The 15459-nt window shown below is 41.8% G+C and carries 15 protein-coding genes; 14 read left to right on the top strand and 1 reads right to left on the bottom strand.

Annotated elements, in window-relative coordinates; all coding sequences use genetic code 11:
• Nucleotides 1-44 precede the first annotated feature (44 nt).
• The 3 genes from rpmF (at nt 45) to AC3ISE_RS09095 (ending at nt 1937) form a co-directional block, all read left to right on the top strand.
• Nucleotides 45-218: a 50S ribosomal protein L32 gene (gene rpmF / locus AC3ISE_RS09085; RefSeq protein WP_029285043.1), complete on the top strand. Its 174-nt coding sequence runs from the start codon at nt 45-47 to the stop codon at nt 216-218.
• 238 nt (nt 219-456) lie between these two features.
• Nucleotides 457-1215 carry an enoyl-CoA hydratase/isomerase family protein gene (locus tag AC3ISE_RS09090; protein WP_489223945.1) on the top strand — a complete coding sequence of 253 codons (759 nt, stop codon included), beginning with the start codon at nt 457-459 and terminating at the stop codon, nt 1213-1215.
• A gap of 107 nt (nt 1216-1322) precedes the next feature.
• Nucleotides 1323-1937 (top strand): RsfA family transcriptional regulator, encoded by a 615-nt coding sequence (locus AC3ISE_RS09095; RefSeq protein WP_489223946.1) that lies wholly within the window; start codon nt 1323-1325, stop codon nt 1935-1937.
• Nucleotides 1938-1987: 50 nt separating this feature from the next.
• Here AC3ISE_RS09095 and AC3ISE_RS09100 read toward each other — a convergent pair whose 3' ends face one another.
• A complete protein-coding gene (locus AC3ISE_RS09100; protein WP_070879069.1) occupies nt 1988-2467 on the bottom strand; it encodes an N-acetyltransferase in 480 nt (159 codons plus the stop codon).
• A 218-nt stretch (nt 2468-2685) separates the two neighbouring features.
• Here AC3ISE_RS09100 and AC3ISE_RS09105 point away from each other — a divergent pair, with 218 nt between their 5' ends.
• The 11 genes from AC3ISE_RS09105 (at nt 2686) to AC3ISE_RS09155 (ending at nt 15412) form a co-directional block, all read left to right on the top strand.
• A complete protein-coding gene (locus AC3ISE_RS09105; protein ID WP_489223947.1) occupies nt 2686-4023 on the top strand; it encodes an acetyl-CoA carboxylase biotin carboxylase subunit in 1338 nt (445 codons plus the stop codon).
• Nucleotides 4024-4081: 58 nt separating this feature from the next.
• Entirely contained in the window at nt 4082-4297 is a 216-nt protein-coding gene (locus AC3ISE_RS09110; protein ID WP_133311269.1) for an acetyl-CoA carboxylase biotin carboxyl carrier protein subunit, read from the top strand.
• 16 nt (nt 4298-4313) lie between these two features.
• Nucleotides 4314-5855, top strand: coding sequence for an acyl-CoA carboxylase subunit beta (locus AC3ISE_RS09115; RefSeq protein ID WP_489223948.1), 1542 nt, complete (start codon nt 4314-4316; stop codon nt 5853-5855).
• 275 nt (nt 5856-6130) lie between these two features.
• Complete coding sequence (locus tag AC3ISE_RS09120; RefSeq protein ID WP_489223949.1) at nt 6131-7012, top strand: 2-dehydropantoate 2-reductase; 882 nt, start codon at nt 6131-6133, stop codon at nt 7010-7012.
• Entirely contained in the window at nt 7009-7401 is a 393-nt protein-coding gene (locus tag AC3ISE_RS09125; protein ID WP_489223950.1) for a DUF3397 family protein, read from the top strand. Before AC3ISE_RS09120 ends, AC3ISE_RS09125 begins: the two co-directional genes overlap by 4 nt.
• Before the next feature lie 88 nt (nt 7402-7489).
• The gene (gene bshC, locus AC3ISE_RS09130; RefSeq protein WP_489223951.1) at nt 7490-9118 is read left to right on the top strand and encodes a bacillithiol biosynthesis cysteine-adding enzyme BshC; all 1629 of its coding nucleotides are present in this window, start codon (nt 7490-7492) and stop codon (nt 9116-9118) included.
• Nucleotides 9119-9241: 123 nt separating this feature from the next.
• Entirely contained in the window at nt 9242-9673 is a 432-nt protein-coding gene (gene mraZ, locus AC3ISE_RS09135; RefSeq protein WP_133311264.1) for a division/cell wall cluster transcriptional repressor MraZ, read from the top strand.
• A gap of 91 nt (nt 9674-9764) precedes the next feature.
• Nucleotides 9765-10697: a 16S rRNA (cytosine(1402)-N(4))-methyltransferase RsmH gene (gene rsmH, locus AC3ISE_RS09140; RefSeq protein ID WP_489223952.1), complete on the top strand. Its 933-nt coding sequence runs from the start codon at nt 9765-9767 to the stop codon at nt 10695-10697.
• Between the two features lie 33 nt (nt 10698-10730).
• Entirely contained in the window at nt 10731-11105 is a 375-nt protein-coding gene (ftsL, locus tag AC3ISE_RS09145) for a cell division protein FtsL (protein ID WP_489223953.1), read from the top strand.
• Between the two features lie 2 nt (nt 11106-11107).
• Nucleotides 11108-13312 carry a penicillin-binding protein gene (locus AC3ISE_RS09150; RefSeq protein WP_489223954.1) on the top strand — a complete coding sequence of 735 codons (2205 nt, stop codon included), beginning with the start codon at nt 11108-11110 and terminating at the stop codon, nt 13310-13312.
• Nucleotides 13313-13471: 159 nt separating this feature from the next.
• On the top strand, nt 13472-15412 hold the full coding sequence (locus tag AC3ISE_RS09155; protein WP_489223955.1) for a stage V sporulation protein D: 1941 nt from the start codon (nt 13472-13474) through the stop codon (nt 15410-15412).
• Nucleotides 15413-15459 lie beyond the last annotated feature (47 nt).

Genomic DNA, 15459 nt, shown 5'->3' on the forward strand with positions numbered 1-15459 from the left:
TTAAACACAAAGTTTTAATGAAACTCTGTAAGGAGGTGGGAATAATGGCTGTACCTTTTAGAAGAACTTCTAAAACAAGAAAAAGACTACGTCGTACACACTTCAAATTGCAAGTGCCTGGTATGGTAGCATGCCCAAACTGTGGTGAAGTTAAATTAGCTCACCGTGTATGTAAAGAATGTGGAACATACAAAGGAAAAGAAGTTGTTAGCAAATAATAACTTCATTAAAAGCGCAAGGATCTCTGATCCTTGCGCTTTTTTTGTTGTCGTTTAATTATATGTTTATACCCTTAACCGGATTGCGGCGGTAAGCAACGGGCAACATTTATAACCAAAACAACAATCCGTGCGAAAACAGCCTTTTTATGAAGATTAATAAAAATACGCTCTAGTACTTGGCCGGTCCTTTCTATAAAATAAAAGGTATTCATCTTTTTCTATTAGGGGGATAAAAGTGGGGAAAGTATCAGCAAGCGAGAGAAACGGACTATTAGAGATTAAAATTAACCGGCCGGAACGCAGAAATGCAATTGACTATGATGTGATGAATGAATTAGAAACGATTTTGAATGAAGCAGAAGGCGATGAGAGACTGATTGCGGCAATCATAACCGGCAGCGGCAGCAAGGCTTTTTGTTCAGGCGGTGATCTTTCTGTTTTCGGGAATATCACGACTGCTGAAGAAGCTCTGCATATGCTCTCTAAAATGGGGAATCTGTTATACAGAATTATGACTCTTCCTGTACCGACATTCGCTATGATAAATGGAACGGCTGTAGGCGGAGGAATGGAACTAGCTGTTTCTGCTGATTTCAGACTAGTAAATGAAGAAGCTTCACTAGGATTTATTCAGGGAAATCAAGCGATTACTACTGGCTGGGGCGGCAGCACGATGCTGTTTGAAAAAATGCAGCATGATAAAGCTTTATACATGCTCGCGAGCGGGGAGAGAATGAATGCTCAAAAAGCAAAAGAACTTGGATTTGCTTCACGTGTTTTTCATTCTGATACATTTGAAACAGATGCATATGAATACATAAGAAAGTCTCTTATTCCTTATCCTGATGTGATAAGAGCGTATAAAAAAGTTCAGATCAATAAATGGGTCAGCTCCGGTCTGAAAAAGAGAATGCAAGAAGAAATCGCCCAGTGTGCAGAGCTTTGGGCACGTGAAGATCATCTTCATGCTGTAAGGCAATTCTTTCAAAAGTAGACAGGGAAAAAACAGCTTGTATTCCTGTGATTTCTGTCACGCTCGGTAGTCTATCTATTCTAGCAGGCGCATATGTATGTAAAAAATGCGTATTAGGGGGAATAGATATGACGACTACACGTCAGGATGCTTGGACTCAGGATGAGGATTTGATGCTTGCTGAAATAGTTCTCAGGCAGATTCGTGAAGGCGGAACACAGCTTGCAGCATTTGAAGAAGTTGGGCAAAAGTTATCAAGAACAGCTGCAGCATGCGGTTTCCGCTGGAATTCTTATGTGAGAAAGCAGTACAAATCAGCGATAGAAATGGCAAAATCGCAGCGCAAGAAAATCCGTAAACAAGAGCCTGAAGAATCAGCAGAACAGGCTAAGCCCTCTTACGAAACTGAATTGCAGCAGCCTGAAGCGGGAGGACCGCTGACTTTTCATGAAGTGATATCGTTTTTGCAAACCTATGAAAATTCAGGAAGCGCGGCAGACTTAAAAAGCGAAAATGAAAAACTTATTAAAAAAGTAACCCATCTTGAGCAGCAAATTGAAAAACTGCAGGCTGAAAAAGAGACCATCCACAGCAATCTTAAGATTGTAGAGGAAGATTATATGATGCTGATTGAAATGATGGAACGCGCAAGAAATATGGCTGTTTTGAGAGACGATGAACGCAGCCGCAAAGTGAAGTTTCAGATGGACCGCAAGGGAAATCTCGAAAGAGCTGAAAAATAAAAGAATGACCGCCGCTGCGGTCATTCTTTTATTGTATTGAGCAGGTTTTATTAAGCGGATTCTCCTTTTTGTTCGGAAACGCCTTCAGGATACCAGACAAGAGGATTTTCTCCTTTATCGCGGTCCATGTCATATGTCACTGATTCAAATCCCATTCTTGACCAGAATTCACCCGACTTTATTCTTGGATTGGTTTTGATCGGAACACCGTAAGACTTTGCATATTCAACAAGTGCCGTGCCATAGCCTTTGCGCTTATAATCAGGAAGCACTTCAAGCTTCCACAGCTCCAAATAATCCTGTTTTGGGTCAAAATATTCATCGAATTTCTTATCAACTCGGTAAAGGCTCATGCGGGCAACCAGTTTCTCGCCAAAGTAAATGCCGTAGAATGGAGAATTGCTGTCATTTTCGATGATGTTATCCTGAAGATCATCCAGCATGGACAGCTCCTGCAGCCCGTATTCTTTAAATTTTTTAAATTCCTCTAACGTTTTATAATTAATAAGCAATTTTTCTACCTTAAACATTGTTTCTCCCCCTTGCAGCCTCTGATCGTTGTTATTCATGCAGGTTTAAGATAAGAATACAAAATCTTATCAACATTTTAAAACTTACATTTATTATACCACGCAGATAAGATTAGAAAAGAGTTTCGTGAGCGTTTTCATTTTATAGCAGGAAATTTGAAGTTTATGAAGAAATGTACTCTGTGGGGATATTCTTTTACACCTTGGGAGGGGAGAAATTGAAGAAGATTTTAATTGCAAACCGGGGAGAAATTGCGCTTCGGATTATCCAAACATGCAAAAAAATGGGGATTGAAACAGTCGTCATTTTTTCTGATGCCGATGCTGAGCTGCCATTTGTTAAAGAAGCAGACTATGCCTTTAGAATAGGTGAAGCTCCTGTAGCGAAGTCCTATTTATTAAAGGATGAAATTTTAAATATTGCCGTCACGGAACAAGTGGATGGGATTCATCCGGGTTATGGTTTCTTATCTGAAAATACGGAGTTTGCCCAGGCAGCAGAAGAAAAGGGCATAAAGTTTATTGGTCCTCATTCAGAAACAATGGCTCTAATGGGAGATAAAGTTGCAGCGCGAAAAACGATGAAGGAAGCTCTCGTGCCTGTCGTGCCTGGAAGTGTTACAGGTATTTCTACAGTTGAGGACGCCTGTTCCTTTGCAGCGGAAATCGGCTATCCGGTTATGCTTAAAGCAAGCGGCGGAGGCGGCGGGATCGGCATGCAGCGGTGTGACGATGAAGCAGCCCTTATAAAATGTTTTGACTCAACGAAAACAAGGGCAAAAGCATACTTCGGAAATGATGAAGTCTTTATAGAAAAATTCATTGCAGAGGCAAGGCACATTGAAATTCAATTATTTGGAGATCATCACGGAAATGTCGTGCACATGTTTGAGCGTGACTGTTCTGTTCAGCGCAGAAATCAAAAAGTGGTCGAAGAATCTCCATCCCCGCACCTGTCTGATGAGACACGGGCCAAAATGTGCGAAGCTGCTGTCACTGCAGCAAAGCATGTAGGATACATAAACGCAGGAACGATCGAGTTTATTGTGGATGATAAAGAAAACTTTTATTTCCTTGAAATGAATACTAGACTGCAAGTCGAGCACAGGGTGACAGAAGGTGTGACCGGTCTTGATCTTGTAGAGCTTCAAATTCAGACTGCGGCAGGAAACGCGCTTCCTTTTACACAAGAGGAAATTACGAAAAACGGCCATTCCATTCAATTCAGGCTTTACGCAGAAGATCCTGTGAAGTTCATTCCGTCACCCGGATTAATTAAAGCGTTTACATTTAATGAGATGAACGGTGTTGTTGTGGATCTTGCCTATAAAGAAGGAAATACAGTTACGCCTTTTTATGACCCGCTAGTGGCAAAAATTATTGTAAACGGCAATAGCCGTGAAGAAACCATTGAAAAAGCAAAGACATTCTTAAATGAAATGAAAATCGAGGGAATTAAAACCAACCTTCCTTTATTTATAAATATTTTATCGAATGAACAATTTAACCGCGGAAGATACAGCACATCCTTTTTACAGACAGCTGTTTTCGCATAAGCAGGAACTTGAAAAGAAAGAATTTGTTTCACCACATCAAGAATGGAGGATTTATAACATGATCGAAATTAAAGCAAGTATGGCAGGAACGGTATTGAATGTATTAGTGGCAGCAGGGGACGAAGTAACGGCAGGACAAGATGTGATCATGCTTGAATCAATGAAAATGGAAATACCTTTAGACAGCCCGGAAAATGGTGTTGTGGAGGAAGTAAAAGCCGAAACGGGCGATTTTGTTAACGAGGGCGATGTATTACTTATTTTAAAAGCGTAAAAAGGAGGTATTTCCAATGTTGAAAACGGATGAATTGGTCAAAATCCTTAAAGAAAAGACAGCTGAAATTGAAGCCGGCGGACACCCTAAATATCATGAAAAACTGCAGCAGCAGGGAAAATTGTTTGTGAGAGAGAGACTTAACCGTCTGTTTGATAATGGAAAATACACAGAGGATGGGAAATTTGCGAATAACCAGGCAGGCGACCTGCCATCAGACGGCGTGGTTACGGCCATCGGGAAAATCAATAACCAAACCGTTTGCGTAATGGCAAATGATTCTACCATCAAAGCCGGCTCTTGGGGGGCAAGAACGGTTGAAAAAATCATCCGCATTCAGGAAACAGCTGAAAAATTAAAAGTTCCCTTGCTCTATCTGGTGGATTCAGCCGGAGCGAGAATTACGGATCAGATTGATATGTTCCCAAATCGGCGCGGTGCAGGGAAAATCTTTTATAACCAGGTTAAATTGTCAGGGATGATTCCGCAAATCTGTCTTCTATTTGGTCCTTCAGCAGCTGGAGGAGCATACATCCCGGCATTTTGTGATATTGTCATCATGGTCGAAGGAAATGCCTCCATGTATTTGGGTTCGCCGCGAATGGCAGAAAAAGTCATCGGTGAAAAAGTCAGCCTTGAAGAAATGGGCGGAGCGAGAATGCACTGCTCTGTAAGCGGATGCGGCGATGTTCTTGCAAAAACAGAAGAAGACGCCATATTAGAAGCTAGAAGATACTTAACTTACTTTCCGCAAAATTATCAGCATGCTTCGGTGCCTGTTGAAGCGGTTGCTCCAAAGCAGGGCAGAAGGCTGTCTGAAATTGTTCCGGAAAATCAGAATGCGCCATTTGATATGTATGAGTGCATCGACGCTCTTATAGACGAGGGAAGCTTTTTTGAAATTAAACGCTTATTCGCACCGGAAATCATTACAGGATTTGCCCGGATGGACGGTAAAGTTGTTGCGGTCATTGCTAATCAGCCCCGGGTAAAAGGCGGAGTTTTATTTGTAGATTCAGCAGACAAAGCCGCTAAGTTTATGCAGCTTGCGGATGCGTTCCATATTCCGCTGCTATTCCTTGCGGATGTGCCGGGCTTCATGATTGGCACAAAGGTAGAAAGAGCGGGAATTATCCGCCATGGCGCTAAGATGATCGCTGCCATGAGCTCTGCTACGGTTCCAAAGATCTCTGTTATCGTCAGAAAAGCATACGGTGCAGGCCTTTATGCAATGGCAGGACCGGCTTTTGAAACGGATTGTGTGATTGCTCTTCCTACAGCCCAAATTGCTGTTATGGGTCCTGAAGCTGCAGTTAATGCGATTTATTCAAATAAAATCAATGAAATTGAAGATCCGAAGGAGAGAATGAAATTTGTCCTTCAAAAACAGCAGGAATATAAAGAGAATATCGACATTTATAAGCTTGCATCTGAAATGATTGTGGATGACATTGTTTCCGCAGATGATCTTAGAGAGGAACTTATTTCCCGCTTCTCTTTATATGAAACAAAACAGCTAGCATTCAGTGAACGGAAGCACCCGGTTTATCCGGTATAGTGCAGGTGGAAAAGCCAGCTTTCAGAGCTGGCTTTTCTTATTTTTTAGGAAAGTATAAAATTTTGCGCTTCGATGGCGAGCGGAATCGCTCAGGCTCCTCGGCCAGAACGGATCCGCAAGTATTGGCAAAAAGCGCCTTAACTGGCGGATCCTTTTCTGTCTGCCTGCGCTAAACGGGAGATTCCGCTTTTCTTATTTCCTGCTAGTTATATATGGGAAATACTTCTTATATTTGGTATGATAAAAGAATTAAGGGAAAACGGTGGGATGCGCTTATGGAGATAGGAATTATCGGTTCAGGAGCAGTCGGATTACTCAGTGCCGCGTATTTAAGCAAATACCATGAAGTGACGCTGTATACAAGGCGCAAAGAGCAAGCAGATCTTATCAACGATGCAGGAATAACCCTCGTGCGCGGGGAACGTCATGAGAACATATCTATTAACCTCGGAGCAGAAGAAAACTCCTCATATAAAGAACCTCTTCTAATTGTAACGGTCAAGCAATATCAGCTGGATTCTATACTTGATGCCTTGAAAAAGAGTCCGCCTAAAACCGTGCTTTTTTTGCAGAATGGCATGTCCCATATACCTTTGCTTCAAACACTGAAAGGACACCGCATATTTGTGGGTACAGTAGAGCATGGTGCATTAAAACTGAGTGACAATAGTGTTAAGCATACAGGTTTGGGATGCATTAAGGTCAGCTCACTTTATCCTGATGAGCGTTCAAAAGAGCTGCCTATCCTGGAGATGCAAATGGAGTATTTTCCATTTGAATATATAAGAGACTGGAAGGAAATGATGTCCCGGAAACTGCTTGTGAATGCCTGCATAAATCCTCTGACTGCTTTGTTGCGGGTCCCAAATGGCGAGCTTGCTTCAAACCCCATGTTTAATAAAATGACAGAGAGTGTATTTCATGAAGCAATGAAAGTTTTGGCTTTTCAGAAAGGACAAGAAGAATGGGAGCATGTCATGGACATATGCAGAAACACTGCTCAAAATCGGTCATCAATGCTGAAAGATATTGAAGAAGGCAGAAAGACAGAGATTGATGGAATCATTGGCTGCTTAATCAATCAGGCAGAAACTGAAAAGCTTGAAGTTCCTGTCCTGCATTTCTTATATCAGGCCATTAGGGGAATGGAAGGATGATTATAATCGATTCTATAATCAGTATCTTTGCATTTGCTGTTACACTTCCGCTGCTTAGTTTTTTCCTGCTGTTTCTTCTTATGATTATGATGACAAACAGCAAAAAAAGAGCCTTGCTGCTTGCTGCGGACATCGGTGTGGTTTTATTTATATTCTCAATTTATTTCAAATTGCTTACATTATCACAAACTGCTTTTTACGGCGGCTTATTTTTCGTCTGCCTCCTCATCATGTTTACGGGTTTGCTTATCCTTATCAGATCGCAATCGTCCATTTCAATAGCCATTGCATTTAAAAAATGCTGGCGTTTCTCATTTTTACTTTTGCTGCCGCTCTCAACGTTTCTTACTGTATATGGAATCATTTCCGGAATCCTTGAATATCTGTAAAATCTCAGGCAAACTTTTTTTATTTTCGAAGCAATAAATGCTATACTCTTCTCGGAAGCTTACATAACCCGGAAAGGAAGTTACACAAATGGAGATTACTGAACTCTCCCTTCGCCACACGAACCGCCTTGTGGAAGATTTGGTTCATGCAAGGTTAAATACGGTGGATTACTTTGATTATCAGATTACAAATAATGATGTCTATGAGAAGAGAATGAACGATTTAAAAAATAGAACGTTTGCACGGGAAGAATTATCGGATTACCTTTTATCCTATCACCAGAAACACTTTCCTGAAAATCATGCAGTGACCGAGAACATTGAACGTCTTAAACAGCCGGACAGTCTTGTAGTTGTCGGGGGCCAGCAGGCAGGTTTACTTACGGGGCCGCTTTATACAATACATAAGATTATTTCCATTCTCGTCCTTTCAAAGCAGCAGGAAGCAAAGCTGTCTGTTCCCGTCATCCCGATTTTCTGGGTTGCAGGCGAGGACCATGATTTTGCGGAAATCAATCATTTATATGTATCGCAAAATCAAGTTATAAAAAAGAAAGCGGTTAAAGACACGCAATCCGAAAAAATTCCTGTTTTCCATAAAGAGCTCGACCAAAAGGAATGCTGGAATTGGATCTGCTCCGTTTTTGAAACCTTCGGTGAAACAGATTATTCAAACATGCTGATGGAAAGTCTGAAACACACATTAAGTGCGTCAAAAACGTATACTCAATTTTTTGAAAAACTTACATATGAAATGTTTTCTGAATACGGACTTGTTATTATAAACTCAGCCGATCCTGACCTAAGAAAAATGGAATCGCCATTTTTCCAGCAGTTCATCAGAAAAAATGAAGAAATATCGGAAGCGCTTGAAGCACAGCAGGAATTTATGAATTCAGCGGGCTATCAGCCGATCATTGTAACAGAAAAGACCAGTGCCAATCTGTTTTATCATCATGAAAATCATGAACGCTCTTTGCTCCGCCGTTCAAAAGATAAAACATATTCAGTGGATGATAAATTAACGTTTACTGAAGAGGAACTGAGGCACCTTGCTGAACAAAGTCCCGAAAGACTGAGCAATAACGTTGTCACAAGACCATTAATGCAGGAATGTATCCTGCCGACCCTGGCGTTTATTGCAGGGCCTGGGGAGCTTACTTATTGGGCGGAATTGAAGAAAGTCTTTCAAGTTTTTGATTTTGAAATGCCGCCTGTCGTTCCAAGACTGAACATCACCATTTTGGAGCGCTCGATTGAAACAGACTTGATGGATGTGGAGATCGGGATTGAAGATGTTTTTACTCGAGGTGTTGAAAAAGCGCGTGAAGAATGGGTGTCAAAAAGAGAACCGTCTCGAATGTCACCTAAAATTGAAGACACGAAAAAGCAATTTGAACAGATTCACCGTGAACTTCGTGAGTCAGCTTTGACTATTGACAAAAGCTTGGAGCCATTTTTAATGAAAAATGCGTATTTTATTCAAGCTCAGCTCGATTTACTGAATTCTCATATCGACAAGAAGATTCAACAAAAACATCGGGTGGAAATGGAAAAATTCACAAGAATCGGGAAATCTCTCAAGCCGAATGACGGTTTTCAGGAGAGAACGTGGAATATTTACTACTATTTGAATAAATACGGTCCAAATTTTTTAGACGAAATCGTGCAGCTTCGCTATTCTTTTAACAATCATCATAAAATTGTCAAAATTTAAATAACGATTTTCTGAAATCCTGTGGAATACAGGGTTTTTTTTTATGAAAAGAACGTGTAGAATAGGAGGTGGGGAGAAGTGGGGGGAAGTGGTGACTGAGAGAAAGAAAGTGGGGCGACGGACATGTTCATGGGTGAATATCATCATACGATTGATGCAAAAGGCCGCATGATTGTTCCTGCCAAGTTCCGGGAAGAACTCGGAGAAACTTTCGTCATCACAAGAGGACTTGATCAATGTTTGTTCGGTTATCCAATGAGCGAGTGGAAATTGATCGAAGATAAGCTTAAAGCTCTCCCGTTAACAAAAAAAGATGCACGTGCATTCACTCGGTTTTTCTTTTCAGGGGCTGTTGAATGCGAGCTCGATAAGCAAGGCCGCATTAATTTGGCAGCACCGCTTTTGCAATATGCAAAGCTTGAAAAAGAATGTGTTGTTATCGGAGTATCAAATCGGATCGAGTTATGGGATAAGGCAATTTGGGATACATATGTGACAGAGCAGGAAGATTCATTTGCCGAAATTGCTGAAAATATGATTGGTTTTGATATATAATGGTCTCTTGTGCAAACAATGAGTAATAAGACATTCCAACATCATATTTAAACATCCAAAACAATCGACTCTGATAAAGGTGGTAACAGCAATGTTTCAACATAAAACAGTATTATTGCGTGAAACGGTAGAAGGATTAAACATTAAAGAAGACGGTGTATATGTAGACTGCACCTTAGGGGGAGCGGGGCACAGCTCTTATCTGCTGTCCAAGCTGTCTAAGGATGGCCACCTCTTCGCTTTTGATCAGGATGATGCAGCCCTCTCGCATGCTAAAGAAATTCTGGCAGATTACGCGGGACAGGTTACATTTATAAAAAGCAATTTCAGGTATTTAAAAGAAGAACTGGAAGAGTTAGGTGTTACTGAAGTAGACGGCATTTTATTTGACCTTGGCGTATCATCGCCGCAATTAGATACACCTGAGAGAGGCTTCAGCTATCATCACGATGCACCTCTTGATATGAGAATGGATCAGCATGCCAGCATTTCCGCATTTGATGTGGTGAATCACTGGACATATGAAGAGCTGGTCAAAATCTTCTTCCGTTACGGAGAAGAAAAATTCTCAAAGCAGGTAGCGAGAAAAATAGAAGCAGCAAGAGAAAAACAGCCGATCCAAACAACTGGAGAGCTCGTGGAATTAATTAAAGATGCGATTCCTGCTCCAGCAAGAAGAAAAGGCGGGCATCCTGCCAAACGAATTTTTCAGGCGATCCGAATTGCGGTAAACGATGAACTGAAAGTATTTGAAGAAGCGATTGGACAAGCTGTCGATCTGATCAAACCCGGCGGCAGAGTCAGTGTCATAACGTTCCATTCATTAGAGGACAGAATCTGCAAAACAGCATTTAAACAAGCTGCTGCTTTACCGGAATTGCCTCCCAACTTGCCGGTTATACCGGATGAATTTAAACCGAAAGTAAAACTGATCACAAGAAAACCGATCGTGCCATCAGACGAAGAACTAGAAGAAAACAACCGGGCAAGATCAGCCAAACTTAGAATCTTAGAAAAACTATAAAGAAATCAAAAAAATCAGAGGGGGTATTGGTTCATGAGTAATTTAGCAGTGAAATTACAGCAGCAAAGGCAAGAGCAGCATAAGCAAATGCCCGAGCAGCAGCAAACGGTCGTCATTACAAGAAGACCAACCATAACAGTAGGGGAAAAAGTGCTTATTGTCGCTTTCTTATCTGTCCTCTTATTTGCAGCCGTCCAAATCGTATCAAACAGCGTAACCGTTTATCAGTCAAACATTGCGATTCAGAAGATTGAGGCGCAAATACAGGATCAGCAAAGAACTAATTCCGACTTATCTGTCCAAGTAAAAGAATTAAGCACATATGAGCGAATCATGACTGAAGCAAAAAAGCAGGGGCTTAACCTTAATCCAGACAATGTAAAAAATGTGAAAGTTGTTAACGATTAATCATGACACAGCCGAAAAATATCAATATGAACAGAGGAGCAGCAATATTAACTTTAATATTTGCATTGCTCTTTTTTGTCTTAATCATCAGATTCCTGTATTTGCAGACAACGGGTGAAGTAAATGGAGAAATCCTCGCGGCACGCGCTCAGGAGCAATACGAGAGAAAACGCGGCATTGAAGCAAACCGGGGCTCCATTTTGGACAGAAGAGGAGAAGCAATTGCTCAGGATACGTCTACTTATACTTTGGTTGCCGTTCTTGATGACAGCATGACAACAAGTCCGAAAAAACCGAAGCATGTGATTGAACCGGAAGAAACAGCTGAGAAACTTGCTCCATTGCTTGATATGGATGAGAGCGAGGTCAGTGCCATTTTATCTAAGGATGCTTTTCAGGTAGAGTTTGGTTCTGCGGGAAGAAACATCAGCCATTCATTAAAGGTGAAGATTGAGAAAATGAAACTTCCGGGTATCGGATTTATCAGAGACACCCACCGCTACTACCCGAATGGCACATTTGCCTCACATATCATCGGATATGCTCAAAGAGACGAAGAATCAAATAAAACGGTAGGCATGTTTGGAATTGAGAAAAGTCTTGATAAATATCTTCAAGAAAAAGATGGCTACAAAGTCTATGAGGGAGATAAACAAGGGTTTAAGCTCCCGAATGGAGAAGAAAAAATAGTAGCACCTGATAACGGAGACAATGTTTATCTGACGATTGACCAGAAGGTTCAAACATTCCTAGAAGATGCAATGAATGAAGCTGCAGAGGAATATGAACCAGAGAAGATAATCGGAATTGTGGCGGATCCAAAGACAGGGAAGATTCTTGCAATGGGGCAGCGCCCGAGCTTTGATCCGAATGTCCGTGATATCAACAATTATTACAATGATGCTGTTGCCTATCCATTTGAGCCGGGATCGACGATGAAAATTTTCACGCTTGCGGCTGCGATTGAAGAAGGCGTATTTAACCGCAATGAATTGTATCAGTCGGGAGCCTATAAAGTGGAAGGCGGGAGAATCCGCGATCATAATAAGACTGGCTGGGGAACGATTTCCTTCTTAGAAGGTGTTCAGCGCTCATCCAATGTAGCGATGGCCATCCTTGCAAAAGAAAAGCTTGGACCTGATCGATTTATGCAGTATATGAACAAGTTCGGATTAAATGAAAAAACCGGAATTGATCTGCCGAACGAGGCAAACGGGAAGTTCAACTATAAATATGATATTGAAAAAGTAACGACCGCATTCGGCCAGGGTTCAACCGTGACGCCGATTCAGCAGGTACAGGCAGCAACTGCAATTGCAAACGGCGGAAAGATGATGAAGCCTTATATCATTGATAAAATTGTTGACGTTGATCATGACAAAGTGATCAAACAAAATAAGCCGGAAGTGGCAGGCACACCTATTTCTGAAAAAACGTCAAAAGAAGTGCTCGACATTCTGGAAACAGTTGTCAGTTCAGAAAAAGGTACCGGAAAACCGTACCAGATTGAAGGGTATGAGGTAGCTGGTAAGACAGGAACAGCTCAAATTGCAGGAAGTGACGGAAAATATTTAAGCGGCCGGGATAATTTTATTTTTTCATTCCTTGGAATGGCGCCCAAAGAAGATCCGGAGCTCCTTGTTTATGTTGCAGTCCAGCAGCCTAATCTGAAAGACACAGAAACAGGCTCTATGCCTGTATCGTCCGTATTTAATACTGTTATGAAAAACAGCCTTCAGTATTTGAAAATCCAGCCTTCTGAAGAAGCGGAAGAACAGCCTAAGAAAACGGAAACTGAAATTGGGGCAGAAGTTCCGTCCTTTGTCGGTGAAAATGCAGCATCAGCTGAAAAATGGCTGAAATCAAACAATATCCAGCCGCTGATTCTTGGATCCGGCAATGAAATTACCGCTCAATATCCCGAAGCCGGCAAAAAAATGATCGTCAATGAACGTGTGCTTTTGCAGACAGATGGAAAAATCAAGATGCCTGACTTAAATGGCTGGTCATCAAGGGACGTAATGAAGCTTGCTAACTTCCTTGATCTTAATCTCAAGATAAACGGAAACGGCTATGTCGTTTCTCAAAATATATCCAAAAACGAAACAGTACAAGAGAATGATCAGTTAATTGTAAAGCTTGAAAGCCCGGAACAGCCAGACGGCGGAGATAATCATCAGTCTGATGAGGAAGAAGAAGCTAGGTAGAAACAAAGCTTGGTCAACATCGTTGATCAAGCTTTTTTCGGTCAAATGCATGGATGATCTATTACACGTTCGACTGCCTTCTCCTAATCTCTAAATGTTCTAGATGTTTCTGTACAAGCATATATTTGAACGAGCCTGAATAAGGAGGAGTATAATTCTATGCGCGTTTCAAATGTGACTGTCAGAAAGCGTCTGGCAATGGTGCTGCTATTTGGATTTCTGATTTTTATTATTATCGATGTCCGTCTTGGATACGTTCAGTTTTTTATTGGGGATAAATTAACTGCTCTTGCTAAGGACTCCTGGAGCAGAAACATTCCATTTGAACCTGAACGGGGCGAGATCCTTGACCGGAATGGCGTCAAGCTTGCAACGAATATGAGTGCTCCGTCGGTCCTTGTAGTGCCGAGGCAGGTGGAAAATCCGGCAGATACGGCTGAAAAGCTTGCTTCTGTATTAAATATGTCTAAAGAAAGAGCTTATGAGCTTATAACAAAGAAGCAGTCCATACAGCGCATCAATCCTGAAGGAAGAAAAATATCTCATGAAAAAGCAAAAGAGCTCCGCGCCCTCGGACTGAAGGGAGTATACATAGCGGAAGATTCCAAACGCCATTATCCGTTTGGAAGCTACCTCTCACATGTGCTTGGTTTTGCCGGCATTGATAATCAGGGATTGCTTGGTCTTGAGTCCTATTACGATGAACAGCTGAAAGGCACGAAAGGGTATGTGAAATTCTACTCGGATGCAAAAGGGAAAAGAATGCCCGAGGAAGCGGATGAATATACAGCTCCAATAGACGGATTAAATTTAAAATTAACAATCGATTCGAAAGTCCAGACCATTATGGAGCGGGAGCTGGATAACGCCCAGGCGGCATACAATCCTGACGGCATGATTGCCATTGCCATGAATCCGAAAAATGGGGAAATTCTCGGGATGTCAAGCAGACCGGACTTTGACCCTGCGGATTTCAGAAATGTAGATCCGCTTATATACAACCGCAATCTTCCTGTATGGAGCTCATACGAACCAGGATCAACCTTTAAGATTATTACACTGGCTGCAGCCCTGGAAGAGAACAAAGTAAATCTGCAAAAAGAACACTTTCATGACGGCGGATCTGTTGAAGTAGGAGGAGCAAGACTGAAGTGCTGGAAAAGAGGCGGCCATGGCAGTCAGACATTTCTTGAAGTCGTTCAGAACTCATGCAACCCGGGATTTGTAGAATTAGGACAAAGACTCGGCACAAATACGCTGTTTAAATATATTCAAAACTTTGGTTTCGGGCAGAAAACCGGAATTGATCTGCAGGGAGAAGCGAGAGGAATCCTCTTCAATGTTAAAAATGTCGGACCTGTTGAACAGGCGACAACGGCATTTGGCCAAGGGGTATCGGTTACACCTATTCAGCAGGTGGCAGCCGTTTCAGCGGCGGTTAACGGCGGAACGCTTTATACGCCTTTTATTGCCAAGGAATGGATTGATCCAATTACCGGAGACGTTGTCAGTCAGACTGCTCCTGAGGCAAAGCGCAGGGTGATTTCAGAAGAAACGTCAAAACAGATTAGATATGCGTTAGAAAGTGTAGTGGCACAAGGAACAGGGCGAAATGCATTTGTCGATGGATACCGTGTCGGCGGTAAAACGGGAACCGCCCAAAAGGTCAAAGACGGAGTTTACTTGAAAAATAACTATATCGTATCATTCATTGGTTTTGCACCCGCTGATGACCCTGAAATCGTCGTCTATGTGGCTGTTGATAACCCAAAAGGCACTGTTCAGTTCGGGGGAACGGTAGCTGCGCCAATTGTAGGAAACATCATGGAAGACAGTTTAAGAGAGCTTGGTGTGAAGCCGAGAAAAGATCAAATCGAAAAAGAATATACATGGCTAGACACAAAACTTGTCAATGTCCCGAATGTTTTAGGGCTGACGACAACGGAGCTAAGAGAGCAAATGGTTAACCTGAAGCTTGATATTGCAGGTTCCGGCGACACGGTTGTCCAGCAGTCTCCAGCAGCCGGAGTGAAAGTGAAAGAAGGTTCAACTCTCCGTCTTTATTTAGGAAAAAGCGATAAAAAAACAGAGAACGAGTAAAAACTCTTTTTATACAGCAAAAAAGCCGGCAACCACAAAACGTGTTT

This window comes from Metabacillus sp. KH_069 (assembly GCF_057838075.1).

What these genes read in the sequence shown, in the direction of transcription:
- rpmF (WP_029285043.1), top strand. Translation starts at nt 45, where the DNA reads ATGGCTGTACCTTTTAGAAGAACTTCTAAAACAAGAAAAAGACTACGT.
- AC3ISE_RS09095 (WP_489223946.1), top strand. Translation starts at nt 1,323, where the DNA reads ATGACGACTACACGTCAGGATGCTTGGACTCAGGATGAGGATTTGATG.
- AC3ISE_RS09100 (WP_070879069.1), bottom strand. Translation starts at nt 2,467, where the DNA reads ATGTTTAAGGTAGAAAAATTGCTTATTAATTATAAAACGTTAGAGGAA.
- AC3ISE_RS09110 (WP_133311269.1), top strand. Translation starts at nt 4,082, where the DNA reads ATGATCGAAATTAAAGCAAGTATGGCAGGAACGGTATTGAATGTATTA.
- AC3ISE_RS09115 (WP_489223948.1), top strand. Translation starts at nt 4,314, where the DNA reads ATGTTGAAAACGGATGAATTGGTCAAAATCCTTAAAGAAAAGACAGCT.
- AC3ISE_RS09120 (WP_489223949.1), top strand. Translation starts at nt 6,131, where the DNA reads ATGGAGATAGGAATTATCGGTTCAGGAGCAGTCGGATTACTCAGTGCC.
- AC3ISE_RS09125 (WP_489223950.1), top strand. Translation starts at nt 7,009, where the DNA reads ATGATTATAATCGATTCTATAATCAGTATCTTTGCATTTGCTGTTACA.
- bshC (WP_489223951.1), top strand. Translation starts at nt 7,490, where the DNA reads ATGGAGATTACTGAACTCTCCCTTCGCCACACGAACCGCCTTGTGGAA.
- mraZ (WP_133311264.1), top strand. Translation starts at nt 9,242, where the DNA reads ATGTTCATGGGTGAATATCATCATACGATTGATGCAAAAGGCCGCATG.
- rsmH (WP_489223952.1), top strand. Translation starts at nt 9,765, where the DNA reads ATGTTTCAACATAAAACAGTATTATTGCGTGAAACGGTAGAAGGATTA.
- ftsL (WP_489223953.1), top strand. Translation starts at nt 10,731, where the DNA reads ATGAGTAATTTAGCAGTGAAATTACAGCAGCAAAGGCAAGAGCAGCAT.
- AC3ISE_RS09150 (WP_489223954.1), top strand. Translation starts at nt 11,108, where the DNA reads ATGACACAGCCGAAAAATATCAATATGAACAGAGGAGCAGCAATATTA.
- AC3ISE_RS09155 (WP_489223955.1), top strand. Translation starts at nt 13,472, where the DNA reads ATGCGCGTTTCAAATGTGACTGTCAGAAAGCGTCTGGCAATGGTGCTG.